This window comes from Frigidibacter sp. RF13, assembly GCF_026626305.1.
Classification (GTDB): Bacteria; Pseudomonadota; Alphaproteobacteria; order Rhodobacterales; family Rhodobacteraceae; genus TMP-24.
Window position 1 is genome coordinate 56487 of sequence record NZ_JAPNUE010000010.1, and the last position, 12178, is coordinate 68664.

11 protein-coding genes are annotated in these 12178 nt (G+C 66.2%); 9 read left to right on the forward strand and 2 right to left on the reverse strand.

Annotation, left to right across the window (positions count from 1 at the left end; translation table 11 throughout):
* Nucleotides 1–4 precede the first annotated feature (4 nt).
* Entirely contained in the window at nt 5–685 is a 681-nt protein-coding gene (locus tag OU426_RS15670) for a helix-turn-helix transcriptional regulator (protein WP_267635009.1), read from the forward strand.
* 229 nt (nt 686–914) lie between these two features.
* On the opposite strand, the gene hemN is transcribed toward OU426_RS15670, so the two are convergent.
* Nucleotides 915–2270, reverse strand: coding sequence for an oxygen-independent coproporphyrinogen III oxidase (hemN, locus tag OU426_RS15675; protein WP_267635010.1), 1356 nt, complete (start codon nt 2268–2270; stop codon nt 915–917).
* A gap of 37 nt (nt 2271–2307) precedes the next feature.
* Here hemN and fnrL point away from each other — a divergent pair, with 37 nt between their 5' ends.
* The gene (gene fnrL, locus OU426_RS15680; RefSeq protein ID WP_267635011.1) at nt 2308–3072 is read left to right on the forward strand and encodes a transcriptional regulator FnrL; all 765 of its coding nucleotides are present in this window, start codon (nt 2308–2310) and stop codon (nt 3070–3072) included.
* A gap of 170 nt (nt 3073–3242) precedes the next feature.
* Here fnrL and OU426_RS15685 read toward each other — a convergent pair whose 3' ends face one another.
* Nucleotides 3243–3416 (reverse strand): DUF1674 domain-containing protein, encoded by a 174-nt coding sequence (locus tag OU426_RS15685; protein ID WP_267635012.1) that lies wholly within the window; start codon nt 3414–3416, stop codon nt 3243–3245.
* A 71-nt stretch (nt 3417–3487) separates the two neighbouring features.
* Here OU426_RS15685 and OU426_RS15690 point away from each other — a divergent pair, with 71 nt between their 5' ends.
* From OU426_RS15690 to OU426_RS15720, 7 genes are all read left to right on the forward strand, one after another.
* Nucleotides 3488–4783 carry an RsmB/NOP family class I SAM-dependent RNA methyltransferase gene (locus OU426_RS15690; protein WP_267635013.1) on the forward strand — a complete coding sequence of 432 codons (1296 nt, stop codon included), beginning with the start codon at nt 3488–3490 and terminating at the stop codon, nt 4781–4783.
* 154 nt (nt 4784–4937) lie between these two features.
* The gene (locus tag OU426_RS15695; protein WP_267635054.1) at nt 4938–6656 is read left to right on the forward strand and encodes a heparinase II/III family protein; all 1719 of its coding nucleotides are present in this window, start codon (nt 4938–4940) and stop codon (nt 6654–6656) included.
* Nucleotides 6653–8266, forward strand: a complete 1614-nt coding sequence (gene purH, locus OU426_RS15700; protein ID WP_267635014.1) for a bifunctional phosphoribosylaminoimidazolecarboxamide formyltransferase/IMP cyclohydrolase — start codon at nt 6653–6655, stop codon at nt 8264–8266. Before OU426_RS15695 ends, purH begins: the two co-directional genes overlap by 4 nt.
* Nucleotides 8267–8269: 3 nt before the next feature.
* Complete coding sequence (gene lspA, locus OU426_RS15705) at nt 8270–8764, forward strand: signal peptidase II (RefSeq protein ID WP_267635015.1); 495 nt, start codon at nt 8270–8272, stop codon at nt 8762–8764.
* Between the two features lie 51 nt (nt 8765–8815).
* Entirely contained in the window at nt 8816–9361 is a 546-nt protein-coding gene (locus OU426_RS15710) for a DUF3035 domain-containing protein (RefSeq protein WP_267635016.1), read from the forward strand.
* Nucleotides 9362–9474: 113 nt separating this feature from the next.
* The gene (locus OU426_RS15715; RefSeq protein ID WP_267635017.1) at nt 9475–10830 is read left to right on the forward strand and encodes a M16 family metallopeptidase; all 1356 of its coding nucleotides are present in this window, start codon (nt 9475–9477) and stop codon (nt 10828–10830) included.
* Nucleotides 10830–12137 (forward strand): M16 family metallopeptidase, encoded by a 1308-nt coding sequence (locus OU426_RS15720; protein WP_420712607.1) that lies wholly within the window; start codon nt 10830–10832, stop codon nt 12135–12137. The genes OU426_RS15715 and OU426_RS15720 overlap by 1 nt, the downstream gene beginning before the upstream one ends.
* Nucleotides 12138–12178 lie beyond the last annotated feature (41 nt).

The window sequence follows — 12178 nt, forward strand, 5'->3', positions numbered from 1 at the left end:
TTCCATGGCCCGCGCGGACCGCCTTCTTCGCCTGCTCACCGCCTTCCGGCTTCTGCCCCAGCCGGTCACGGCCGGGCGGCTTGCCGCGGAAACCGGCGTGTCGGAACGCACGCTCTACCGCGATATCGAGGCCCTGCGCGCGGGCGGCGCGCTGATCGACGGGGCGCCGGGCCTTGGCTATGTGCTGACCGAAGATCCGGCGCTGCCGCCGCAGATGTTCACGCGGATAGAGGTCGAGGCGCTGGCGCTCGGCCTCGCCGAGGTTCGCCAGATGGGCGATCCGGCGCTTGCCCAGGCCGCGAAGGCGGCAATGGCCAAGATCACCGCGACGCTGCCCGAACGGTTACAGCGCCAGGCCATCCATGCCGTCAGCCATTCCGTGCGCTTCGATCCGCGCCCGCCGGCGCCCACCCATGTCGGCTTGATCCGGGAAGCGAGTTGGGAGGAGCGTGCGCTCGATATCTGCTACCGTGACCTCGTGGGGCGGGAAAGCGAGCGGCGGATATGGCCGCTCTCGATCGTCTGGTTCGACCGCGCGCTCATGTGCCTGGCCTATTGCACGCTGCGGCAGGATTTCCGCCGCTTCCATCTCGACCGGATGAGGGACGTCCGCCTGACAGACCAGTCCTTCCGGCCGCGCCGCGTACCGCTTTTGCGGGACTATGTGGCGATGGTGCGCAGGTAGGGTTTCGTCCGGGCTGCGCCCGGCCGACCCGCCGGGAGGGCTCTGCCCTCCCGGACCCTCCCGGAGTATTTTCAGACAGAACGTGGGGAAGGACTGGTTCCTTCACGTTCTGTCCCGAAATATCCCCGCCGGAGGCGTCCGAGCCAGCCGCGCTTTTGCGCGGTTGGCGAGAGGAAGGGCTTGCCGCGCCCCTTGGCGCGGCTCCGAATGGATCACGGTTGAGCGGACATCAGACAGCCGGGCTGTGGCCCGCGCGCGACAGATCGTAGCTGTCGAACGCCCGCGCGATCATCCGGGTCAGCGGTTTTGCCCGGTCGGGGATGTGGAAGCCATCGCGGTCGACGGCGACCATGTCACCGAAGGGGCGTGCCGCTCTATTGAACATCTCAACCAGCCCTGCGTCGCTGAGGCCGAAGCGCGCGCGCATCTCCGCCGCGTCGATATGGAAATCGCACATCAGCGCCTCGATCATGCGCGCGCGCACCAGATCCTCCTCGCTGAACCGGTGGCCGCGCGTGACCGAAAGGCGCCCCTCGCGGACCGCCTTCACATGCTCTGAGGTCGCCGGGGCATTCTGGGCATAGCCTTGCGGAAAGCGCGAAATCGCCGAGGCGCCGATGCCGACCAGCGCCGGGGCGAGATCGTCGGTATATCCTTGGAAGTTCCGCCTGAGCCTGCCCGAGCGCGCCGCGCGCGCGAGGCCATCGGCGGGGCGCGCGAAATGGTCGATTCCGATCTCGTCATAGCCATCAGCGTCGAAAAGCTTGCGGGCGGTTTCGAAGAGTCTCAGCCGTTCTTCCGGGGTGGGCAGGGCATCCGAGGGGATCATCTGCTGGCGCCGGGCCATCCAGGGCACATGGGCATAGCCGTAAAGCGCCACTCGGTCGGGGTTGAGCGTGAGAAGCTTGTTCACGGAGTCGGTGATTTTCGCCTCGGTCTGGTGTGGCAGGCCATAAAGAATGTCGGCATTCAGCGAGCCGATGCCACGTGCGCGCAGCATCTCGACCGACCTGAGTGTCACCTCGTAGCTCTGGTCACGGCCGATGGTGCGCTGGATCTCCGGATCGAAATCCTGCACCCCGATCGAGGCGCGGTTCATCCCCGCGGCCGCCAGTGCATCGAGGCGTGCCCCATCCACTTCGTTCGGGTCGATTTCGACCGAAAACTCGGCATCCTCTGCCATGGGGAAGGCATCGAAGATTGCGCCCGCCAACATCCCGATGGCCTGCGGCGGCAGCAGGGTTGGCGTGCCGCCGCCCCAATGCAGGCGTGACAGCGTGACGCCGGGCGCCACCAGGCGGCGGATCAGCGCAATCTCCTCGCGCAGCACTTCGGCATAGGCCAGCACCGGATCGTCGCTTTTCGTGCCCTGCGTCCGGCAGGCGCAGAACCAGCAAAGCCTGCGGCAGAAGGGCACGTGCAGGTAAAGCGATATCCGGCTTCCTGCTGGGATTGCCTGCAGCCAACCCTCCATGTCCTGGCCACCGATGGTCGTCGAAAAGTGCGGGGCGGTCGGATAGCTCGTATAGCGCGGCACGCGCGCGTCGAAGAGACCCAGCCGGGCGAGTTGCGATTCCTGTTCCATGGCCCTAGTTTGAGGGGGCGCAGACACAGGCTCCTTGATGCAAATCAATTCCCCCACCCATGCCCCCGACCTTTCCAAGGCGGACCGCAATTGCGGCGCCTGCCAGATCCGGCACCGGGCCGTCTGCGCGCGCTGCGAGCCGGACGAACTCGCGCGCCTTGACGAGATCAAATATTACCGCACCTACGAGGCGGGCCAGACCGTGGTATGGGCGGGCGACCGGATGGATTTCGTGGCCTCGGTCGTCACTGGCGTCGCGACGCTCACCCAGACGATGGAGGATGGGCGGACGCAGATGGTGGGCCTTCTGCTGCCGTCGGACTTCGTCGGCCGCCCGGGTCGCGCCATCGCGCCCTACAATGTGATCGCCACGACCGACCTGATGATGTGTTGCTTTCGCCGGAAACAGTTCGAGGGGCTTCTGGGCTCCACCCCTCATGTCAGCCAGCGGCTACTGGAAATGACGCTCGACGAACTGGACGCCGCGCGCGAATGGATGCTGCTTCTCGGCCGCAAGACCGCGCGGGAGAAGATTGCCTCGCTCCTTGCGATCATCGCTCGCCGTGACGCCTCGCTGAACCTGCGTCCGAGCCAGGGCCGGATGGTTTTCGACCTCGCGCTGACGCGCGAGGCGATGGCCGATTACCTTGGCCTAACGCTTGAAACCGTCAGCCGCCAGATGTCGCAGCTGAAGCGCGACGGGGTGATCGAACTGGAAGGCAAGCGCCGCATTATCGTCCCCGATTTCGAGCGGCTGATCGACGAGGCGGGGGATGATAGCGACGGTGGGTTCTTGGTTTGAGGGAGCGCGGACTGGATGTTCCGCGCGCCACTTCCTCCGGAAATGCCCACAAGTCAGCCCGGCACGCATAGCGTGTGGAAGCGCGCCCTACTGCGGGCTTGCGCGCCTGAAGAGCTCTCCACAACAGAGTGTTGGATGTGCAATCTGACGCATGAGGCCTGACCCCTTGGTCAGAAATCGACGGCGATTCCCTTCTTTTCCCAATCGCCGAAGCGCACCGGCTCCGGGCCGTCGCGGCCGCCCAATTCGGGGGGCTGCTCGGGTTTGGCGATGGCCTTGCGGCGTGCCTCGGCCTCGGCCAGCGCGCGGGCGGCGGCGGGGGGCAGGTCGTCTCGGTCACTCATTGCCGCTCTCCCGGCTTGTGGGGATGTCGGGGCTGATATAGGCCGAAGCATAGTTTTGGGAAAGGTCGCGCGTGGTCAAGAACACAAGGGATGAGGGGCGGAGCGCGAGGGCGGCGGCGGTCGGGCTGATCCTTGGTGTGACCGAGGGGCGGCTTGCGCTCAGCGATCAGATTGCCGCGGGCGCGCTCGGCCCACTCGACGGGCCGGGCCGGGCCCGTGCGCAGCGGCTGGCGCTGGCGACGCTGCGCAATCTCGGTCCGATCGACCTGATTCTGAAGGTGTTCATCCGTAAACCGCCGCCTGCGGAGGTGCGCGCGATCCTACGACTGGCCGCATGCGAACTGCTGGCCGAAGGCGCAGCAGCCCATGGCGTTGTGCATGAGGCGGTGGCGCTGACGCGGGCGAGCGGGCGAAAGGGCGAAAGTTTCTCGGGCCTGGTGAATGCGGTCCTGCGCAAGGTGGCGGCACTGCCGCCCGAGAGCCTGTCTTCGAAGCCCGCGCAGGAACTGCCGGGCTGGCTGCGCGGGCGGCTGATGTCGGCCTGGAGCAAGGCGGCGACCCAAGCGATGGAGGCGGCGCATGCGAAGGGTGCGCCGCTCGATCTGACGCCTAAGGATGGCGATGTGGCGGTGTTGGCCGCCCGGGTCGGCGGTCTGGTGCTGCCCACCGGATCGGTACGGATCGAGGGGTCGGTGCAGGTATCCGACATGCCCGGTTACGCGACAGGTGACTGGTGGGTGCAGGATGCGGCCGCAGCGCTTCCCGCAAAGGCGCTTGGCGCCGGGCAGGGGGAGCGGGTGCTCGACCTCTGCGCGGCGCCGGGAGGCAAGACGATGCAGCTTGCGGCGGCGGGGGCAGACGTGACCGCGCTCGACCTGTCGGCTGCACGAATGGCGCGGCTGGAGGAGAATCTCGCGCGTTGCGGGTTTACGGCGCGCACCGTCGTTGCGGATGCCCTGTACTGGGAACCCGATGAGCCGTTCGACGCGATCCTGCTCGACGCGCCCTGTTCGGCGACCGGCACGATCCGTCGTCATCCCGATCTACCCTTCGTGAAAGACAGCGCCGGACTGAAAGAAGTCTTCGCCCTGCAGGCCGCCCTTCTCGACCGCGCGCTTGGCTGGCTTGCCCCGGGCGGACGGCTCTTGTTCGCCACCTGTTCGCTCTTGCCCGAGGAAGGCGAAAAGCAGATCGCGTCAGCGCTTGCGCGCCACCCTGACCTGTCCGTCGACCCTGCGGCGATCCGGCTACCGGGGATCGAGGCTACCTGGGAAAGTGCCGAGGGCGGGCTCAGGCTCCGCCCCGACTACTGGACTGACAGAGGCGGGATGGACGGGTTCTATCTTGCGATGCTCCGCCGGTCGTGAGCTACGGGCCGCCTTGCGAAGGTGACAGGGCACGCCGCGCCGACTAAGGTGCGGGCCAACCGGGGGACGGAATCGTTCCCCCCGGACCAGACGAAACGAGCGGCAGGCGAAGGACGTGACCAAAGGCGCGAGGCCCGGAAGCTACATGAGGGCGATGCATCGCCTGTCGGCGCGGCTGTCGACGCTCGCCCGTCCGGCGACCGGCTTCGTCAGCCAGCCGGAACCGCGCTCGATCGGGTCCTATGCCAAGGGCAAGCAATTGTCGGCGGGGAATTTCCTCTTCGCCGGTTTCCTGATCGAAAGCCGCGACAAGGCGATCTGGGACATTGCCATCCCCGATCACCGGTTCGAGGATGAATTGCACGGCTTTGCCTGGCTCGACGATCTGGCGGCGGTGGGCGATGCGGTTGCGCGAAGCCGTGCGCAGGACTGGACCTTTGGCTGGATCGCGCGCTACGGGCGCGGCTCCGGCCCCGGCTGGACGCCGGACCTCACCGGGCGGCGACTGATCCGCTGGATCAACCATGCAATCCTTCTGCTGAACGGCCGCGAAAAGCTGGAAACCCGCGCCTATTTCCGCAGCCTCGGCCAGCAGACGATCTTTCTGGCCCGCCGCTGGAAGGTGACAAGCCCCGGCCTGCCACGGTTCGAGGCACTGACCGGGCTGATCTATGCGGGCCTGTCGCTCAGTGGGATGGAGCGGCATGTCGCCACCGCCTCGGCGGCGCTGGCCCGCGAATGCGCGCGTGAGATCGATGCGGAAGGCGGCATTCCCACGCGCAATCCCGAAGAGCTGCTCGATGTCTTCGCGCTTCTCTCCTGGGCGGCGCGCGCTCTGACCGAGGCGGGCCGCAGGGTGCCGGACGAGCATCGCGCGGCAATGGACCGGATCGCGCCGACACTGCGCGCCTTGCGTCATGCCGATGGCGGGCTCGCGCGCTTCCATGGCGGCGGCCGCGGTGCTCCGGGCCTTTTGGACCAGGCTCTGGCCGAGGCGCATGTTCCCTCCCACACCGCGCATGGCATGGCGATGGGCTTCGTGCGGTTGACGGGCGGGCGGACGACGCTGATCCTCGATGGCGCCGCCCCCGCGAAAGGCCGCAGCTCGACCAACGCGCACGCCTCGACCCTTGCCTTCGAACTTTGCTCCGGTCGCCGCCCCCTGATCGTCAATTGCGGATCGGGCGCCACCTTCGGCGCCGAATGGCGCCGCGCCGGGCGGGCCACGCCGTCGCATTCCACCCTCTGCCTAAAGGGCTTCTCCTCCTCCCGCCTCGGGGTCGAGAAGGACGGGCCAGGCGCACGGGCGGAATTGGACGAAGTGCCCGAACAGGTCTGGGCGCAGGCCGAACAGACGCTTGACGGGATGCGGGTTCTGGCCGGGCACAACGGCTATGCGCCGACCCATGGCATGACCCATCTGCGCGAGCTGCAATTGTCACTCGATGGCAGAGCGCTTAGCGGCGAGGATACGCTTGGCGCGATGACCGGGCCGGACCGGCGGCGGTTCGACCAGGTGATGGAGCGGACCCGCTATCAGGGAATAGATTTCGATCTGCGCTTCCATATCCACCCGGATGTGGATGCGACGCTCGACCTCGGCGGCACTGCCGTATCGATGGCGCTCAAGTCCGGCGAGATCTGGGTCTTTCGCCATGACGGCGTGGGCGAGATGCGGCTTGAACCGTCCGTCTATCTGGAGGTTGGGCGGCTGAAGCCGCGTGCGACCAAACAGATCGTCCTTTCCGGCACGGTTCTTGATTATGCCTGCCAGTTGGGCTGGACCTTGGCGAAGGCACAGGATACGCCCGCGGCCATCCGTGACACCGAGCCGGACGACCGTCTGCGCCTGACCCTGGGACCTGAGCCGTGATCAAAGCCCCTACCACCGATGCCCCCGATCTTGCCCCCCTGAGACGCGCCCTCCTGTCGGTTTTCGACAAGGCGGGCCTTGTCGATTTCGCGCGGGCGCTGCATGCGCGCGGGGTGGAGCTTCTGTCGACCGGCGGATCGGCGCATCTTCTCAGGCAGGCGGGCCTGCCGGTGCGTGACGTGGCCGACCTGACGGGCTTTCCCGAGATGATGGATGGCCGCGTCAAGACCTTGCATCCGATGGTGCATGGCGGGCTTCTGGGCCTGCGCGACAATCCAGATCATGCCGGCGCCATGGCAGAGCATGGCATCCTGCCGATCGACCTTCTGGTGGTGAACCTCTACCCATTCCAGGAAACCGTCGCGGGTGGAGCGGACTATGCGACCTGCGTCGAAAATATCGACATCGGCGGCCCGGCGATGATCCGGGCGGCGGCGAAAAACCACGCCTTCGTGTCTGCGGTGACAAGGGTCGAGGATTACGCGCCGCTTCTGGCCGAGCTGGAGGCGAACGAGGGCCAGACAAGGCTTGCCTTCCGCAAGGCCCTCGCCCAGCGGGCCTTTGCCCGTACCGCCACCTATGACGCGGCCGTGTCCAGCTGGATGGCCAGTGCAATTGGCGAGGCGACGCCGCCTGCCCGCGCCTTTGCCGGAACGCTGGCGCAAAGCCTGCGCTATGGCGAGAACCCGCATCAGGCTGCGGCCTTCTACACCGACGGGTCGAACCGGCCGGGCGTTGCCACCGCGCGGCAGTGGCAGGGCAAGGAACTGAGCTACAACAATATCAACGATACCGACGCGGCCTATGAGCTGGTCAGCGAGTTCGACCCGGCGAAGGCCGCCGCCTGCGCGATCATCAAACATGCGAACCCGTGCGGCGTGGCACAGGGCGCCTCGCTGATCGAGGCCTACCGGCGCGCCTATGACTGCGACCGCACTTCGGCCTTCGGCGGCATCGTCGCGCTGAACCGGTCGCTTGACCGCGAGACGGCAGAGGAAATCTGTCAGATCTTCACCGAGGTGGTCATTGCCCCCGGCGCAGATGAGGACGCGCGCGCGGTATTCGCGGCCAAGAAGAACCTGCGGCTTCTGACGACCGAGGCGCTGGCCGATCCGGCCGCGCCGGGGCTGATGTTCAAACAGGTTTCAGGTGGTTTCCTTGTTCAGGACCGCGACAATGGCTGGCTCAGGCCCGAGGCGCTGCAGGTGGTGACGAAACGCGCCCCGTCGGCCCAGGAAATGGCCGACCTTCTCTTCGCCTGGAAGGTCGCCAAGCATGTGAAATCGAACGCCATCGTCTATGTGAAGGACGGCGCGACGGTGGGTGTGGGCGCGGGGCAGATGAGCCGGATCGATTCGACCCGGATCGCCGCGCGCAAGTCCGAGGACATGGCCGAGGCACTGGGCCTGCCCGCACCGTTGACCCAAGGTGCGGTCGTCGCCTCTGACGCCTTTTTCCCTTTCCCCGACGGGCTGATCGCCGCGGCAGAGGCAGGCGCCACAGCGATCATCCAACCCGGCGGCGCGATGCGCGATGCCGATGTGATCGCGGCGGCGGACGAGCGCGGCCTTGCGATGGTCTTCACCGGCATGCGTCATTTCCGGCACTGAGAGATGCGGCTCATCGTCAAGTCCGCGATCGCGACCTTTGCCCTCGATCAGTTGTCGAAGGTCGCGGTGCTGCATGTTCTCGACCTTGGCCACCGGCAGGAAATCGGCGTCCTGCCGCCCTTCCTCAACTTCCGCATGGCCTGGAACGAGGGGATCAATTTCGGGCTTTTCGCCCAATCGCATGATCTGGGCCGCTGGCTGCTGATTCTTCTGGCGCTGGCGATCTCTCTCTGGATCTGGCGCTGGGTCAGGAAGGAGCCGGACAATGGCCGCGTGCAGATCGCGGGCGGTCTGCTGATCGGCGGGGCGCTGGGCAATGTCGTCGACCGGATCGTCTATGGCGCGGTGGCGGATTTCATCAACATGGGCCTCCCCGGCTTCGACAATCCGTTCTCGTTCAACCTCGCCGATGTGGCGATCTTCCTTGGCGCGCTGGGGCTCGTCGCCTTTTCGCGGCAGGATCGGCCTGCAAGGACCGGGCGGGACAAGACCCCGTGACGGGCGGGATCGGATAGGCTAAGACAGGCGCGTACTGAGACGGAGAAGGTCATGCGGGTGAAACAAGGCATCGTTTGCGGCGCCCTTATGGCTGCGACCCTGCTGTCGGCCTGTGGCCGCGACAAGACGCCCGACCTGATCACCTTCCGCAACAAGTCGCGCAGCCCCGACGAGTTTTCGATCCTGCCGACGAAACCCCTGACCCTGCCCGAGGATCTGGCAAGCCTGCCCGAACCGACGCCGGGCGGCAGCAACATCACCGATCCAACGCCTGAGGCGGATGCCGTGGCGGCCCTTGGCGGCAACCCCGATGCAGTGACGCCGGGCGAGAAGGTCGGTGCGGGCAACCTGGGCCTCATCTCCTACGCTTCACGTTTCGGGCGCGACGGCAATATCCGCCAGACGCTCGCGTCCGAAGACCTTGAATGGCGCAAGGGCCATGACGGACGCCTGCTGGAGCGGATCTTTAACGTCACCGTCTATTTCCGCGCCTACGAGCCGATGTCGCTCGACCAGTACGCGGCGCTTGCCTACTGGCGGTCGCGCGGCGTGCAGACCGTGGGCGCCCCGCCCGAGGAAGTCGGCAACGCGGAATAGCTCCCGCCACACCCTGCGGAATAACGCCAACGTGCTCAGTGGACACGATTTCCTGACTTGAGCTTGCCGCTTTCACCCTTAGAACGGGTGGCAGGACTTCAGGAGGATCTCTTATGCTGCGACTGAGCTGCGGCCTGGCCCTTGGCCTTCTTGCCGCGCCCGCCGCCCTTTCAAGCGCCGCATTCGCCGACGAGGTCACGACCTTCACGCTCGACAATGGCATGCAGGCGGTGGTGATCGAGGATCACCGCGCGCCGGTCGTCACCCATATGGTCTGGTACCGGGCCGGATCGGCCGACGAAAGGCGCGGCACGTCCGGGATCGCCCATTTTCTTGAACATCTGATGTTCAAGGGCACCGATGCGGTTCCCGACGGCCAGTTTTCGCAGATCGTCGAGGCGCAGGGCGGTTATGACAACGCCTTCACCTCGTCCGACCAGACCGCTTATTTCCAGCGCCTCGCTGCTGACCGGCTGGAACTGGTGATGCGCATGGAAGCTGACCGGATGCGCAACCTGACACTGACTGAAGAGGATGTGGCGACGGAACGGGAAGTAATCCTGGAGGAACGCGCACAACGCATCGATTCCTCGCCCGAGGCGCTCTTTTCCGAACAGATGGATGCGGCGCAATATCTCAACCACCCCTACGGCACGCCGAACATCGGCTGGCGGGCCGAGATGGCGGCGCTGTCGCGGCAGGATGCGCTGGACTGGTACGGGCTATACTATGCGCCGAACAATGCAATCCTGATCGTTGCGGGCGATGTCGATCCGGCAGAGGTCAAGGCGCTCGCCGAAAAATACTATGCCCCCCTCGCGCCCAGCGCCGGCGTCCCCGAACGCGCCCGCCCGGCCGAACCGCCGCAGCTTGCCGAACGGCGGCTTTCGTTCAGCGACCCGAATATCGCGCAGCCCTATGTGACCCGCCGCTATCTCGCGCCTGAACGCGACGCGGGCGCGCAGGAAGAAGCGGCAGCGCTCGTCTTCCTCGCGGCACTTCTCGGTGGCAATGCCCAGACCTCGCTGCTGTCACGCGCGCTGACCTTCGAGCAGAAGATCGCGGTATCCGCAGGCGCGGGCTATGACGCGACCTCGCTCGACGATACGACCTTCGGTCTTTATGCCGTGCCGGCGCCCGGTGTCAGCCTTTCGACCGTCGAGGCAGCAATGGACAAGGTGCTGGACGATCTGCTGAAGAACGGCGTCGATCCGGCGCAGTTCGCGCGGCTGAAAACCCAGATGAAGGCCGAACTGATTTACCGGCGCGACAATGTTGGCGATCTCGCCGAGGATTACGGTGCGGCGCTGACCTCTGGCCTGACGATCGCGGATGTGGAGGCCTGGCCCGACGTCCTGCAGAAGGTCACAGCCGAGGATGTGATCACTGTGGCCCGCAAGGTGCTTGACCGCCGCCATGCGGTGACCGGCTGGGCGATGCGCACCGGCGCCGAGGAGAAGCTGCCATGATCCGTTTCCTGTTCGCTGCGGTTTTTTCCGCCCTCGCCCTGCCCGCTCTGGCCGAGGTGAAGATTGCCGAGGTCACCTCGCCCGGCGGCATCAAGGCCTGGCTGGTCGAGGAACATGGCATCCCCTTCACCGCGCTGGAACTGAGGTTCCGGGGCGGCACCTCGCTGGACGCACCCGACAGGCGCGGGGCGGTGATGCTGATGGCCGCGCTGCTGGAAGAGGGCGCCGACGGGCTCGATTCCAAGGGCTTTGCCGAACGGCGGGAGGAGCTGGCGGCGCGGATCGGGTTCGACGCGAATGCCGATGCGGTAACGGTATCGGTGCAGATGCTGACCGAGAACCGCGACGAGGTGGTGAAGCTACTGAAAAGCGCGCTGATCAATCCGCGCTTCGATCAGGACGCGATCGACCGGGTGAAGGGGCAGATCCAGTCGATCATCCAGTCGCAAGCCACCTCGCCCGACGATATTGGGCGCGAGGCGATGGATGCAGCGCTTTACGGCGACCATCCCTATGGTTCGTCCGACCTCGGTACGGCGGAAAGCGCCGCCGCCCTGACCCGTGACGATCTTCTGGCCGCCAAGGCGGCGACCATGGCGCGCGACCGGCTCTACGTCTCGGTCGTCGGTGACATAACTGGCGAAGAGCTCGGCAAGCTTATCGACGGGCTCCTCGGCGACCTTCCTGCGACGGGCACGCCGCTGCCCGGCCCGGTGACACCGGCTTTCGCGGGCGGCGTTACGGTGGTGCCCTTCGATACGCCGCAATCGGTGATCCTCTTCGGCCAGCCCGGCGTGCCGTGGCAGGACCCGGACTATTACCCCGCCTATGTGCTGAACCAGATCCTCGGCGGTGGCGGCTTTACCGCGCGGCTGATGACCGAGGTGCGCGAAAAGCGCGGGCTGACCTATGGCGTTTCGACCGATCTGGTGAACATGGACCTTGCCGACAGCTGGCAGGGTTCGCTCGCTTCGTCGAATGAAAAGGCCGCCGAGGCGGTAACGGTGATCCGCGAGGTCTGGGCCGATGTGGCGGCGAACGGCGTGACGGCTGAAGAGCTCGAGGCGGCGAAGACCTACATGACAGGTTCCTATCCCCTGCGCTTCGACGGCAACGACAATATCGCGCGCATCCTCGTGGGCATGCAGATGGACGGCTTCCCGATCGACTATCCCGCGCATCGCAATGAAAAGATCGAGGCGGTGACGCTTGAGGATGTGAAGCGCGTGGCGCGGGAGAGGATGAAGCCCGATCAGCTGACTTTCACGATAGTCGGCCGCCCCGCAGGGCTGGGGAGTACCAATTGAACCCCGACACGGCGCCGGAACGAACCGTGGCCGAATCTCCC

Coding starts and splice junctions, on each gene's coding strand:
- OU426_RS15670 (WP_267635009.1), top strand. CDS start 5: ATGGCCCGCGCGGACCGCCTTCTTCGCCTGCTCACCGCCTTCCGGCTT.
- hemN (WP_267635010.1), bottom strand. CDS start 2,270: ATGGAACAGGAATCGCAACTCGCCCGGCTGGGTCTCTTCGACGCGCGC.
- fnrL (WP_267635011.1), top strand. CDS start 2,308: ATGCAAATCAATTCCCCCACCCATGCCCCCGACCTTTCCAAGGCGGAC.
- OU426_RS15685 (WP_267635012.1), bottom strand. CDS start 3,416: ATGAGTGACCGAGACGACCTGCCCCCCGCCGCCGCCCGCGCGCTGGCC.
- OU426_RS15695 (WP_267635054.1), top strand. CDS start 4,938: ATGCATCGCCTGTCGGCGCGGCTGTCGACGCTCGCCCGTCCGGCGACC.
- lspA (WP_267635015.1), top strand. CDS start 8,270: ATGCGGCTCATCGTCAAGTCCGCGATCGCGACCTTTGCCCTCGATCAG.
- OU426_RS15710 (WP_267635016.1), top strand. CDS start 8,816: ATGCGGGTGAAACAAGGCATCGTTTGCGGCGCCCTTATGGCTGCGACC.
- OU426_RS15715 (WP_267635017.1), top strand. CDS start 9,475: ATGCTGCGACTGAGCTGCGGCCTGGCCCTTGGCCTTCTTGCCGCGCCC.